This window comes from Rickettsia sp. TH2014, from assembly GCF_019249195.1.
Classification (GTDB): domain Bacteria; phylum Pseudomonadota; class Alphaproteobacteria; order Rickettsiales; family Rickettsiaceae; genus Rickettsia; species Rickettsia felis.
In genome coordinates this window covers 1-1,055 of the sequence record NZ_MXAX01000206.1, presented here as the reverse complement: position 1 = coordinate 1,055, position 1,055 = coordinate 1, and the positions used below count along the sequence as shown (strand labels likewise).

Here is a 1,055-nt window from a genome sequence, read left to right as displayed (position 1 = left end):
GTAACTGCAATATGGAGGCATGACCAAATCGAGCTTTAATTTCAAAAATTTGCTGCATTTATGTTTTTTTGGATTCCTGCTTTCGCAGGAATGACATAAAACTAGCCATGTAACAACGTCGGCTTAACCACGGGATGACACAGTGGGTTTTGCCGATCTACGCAACAACGCTTTCTTGCAATGATGGAAAAGCCTATCCATGCAACAATAGAAAGCAGTTTACTATATTCATTTATTCAGTTATATCCATTAAGTCAAAATTTTCTCCTAAAATACTAAAGTTAGTATCTTTCTCAAGACATAAAATATTAAAGCTAGTTTCTTCTTCGAGAATATATTCCATTAAGTTAAAATTTTTCTCAATGTATGAAATCATTGATTCGTCCGCCTTATCAGCCATTTCTAGAGCTTCAAATTGACACTCTCTTAAATAATATTGTGCTTTTTGATAATAATTAGATCTTTTGTGTATTTTACTATACATTTCTATAGCTTCAGCGTATTTATCTAGATTGTAAAAAGAACTACCGCAATTAAATAAAGCACTTTGATAGAGTGAGAAATGGTTATCAGAGATCTGACTATAATATTTTATGGCTTCTATAAATTTCCCTTGTTGAAAGTAACACTCTCCTATATTAAACAGAGCATGAGGATAAGATGTGCTACTTTGATCTATTTTGCTATAAGCTTCTATAGCTTCTTTATATTGCTCATTCCTAAAATAATTATTTCCTTTCGTAAGATTTGGATTAGCCATGGTTCCTCCGTATTTTAATTAGATTTTTTTATAAAAAAGTATATATTACCATGAAATATGATCCCCATGTTTCATGGTAATATATATGTATCTAATAAATGTGCAAGAGGTTTTTCGTCTGAGCTACGGAACAGCAGTAAGTTTTGATGAAGCAATTCAGTAAAAAATTCTGATTTACAGAATTTTTTTTAATTATTTTCTAGATTGCTATGCAGTCTTGTTAGATGGCTCATTCTATGTCATTCCCATGAGGCATTGTTGCGTGGATCAATTTCATCTCTGTCATCCCGTGGCT

1 protein-coding gene is annotated in these 1,055 nt (G+C 31.9%); it reads right to left on the bottom strand.

Features of this window, described 5'->3' with window-relative positions:
• Positions 1-232: 232 nt before the first annotated feature.
• Entirely contained in the window at positions 233-760 is a 528-nt protein-coding gene (locus KYQ89_RS04175; protein WP_218460541.1) for a tetratricopeptide repeat protein, read from the bottom strand.
• Positions 761-1,055 lie beyond the last annotated feature (295 nt).

What these genes read in the sequence shown, in the direction of transcription:
- KYQ89_RS04175 (WP_218460541.1), bottom strand. Translation starts at nt 760, where the DNA reads ATGGCTAATCCAAATCTTACGAAAGGAAATAATTATTTTAGGAATGAG.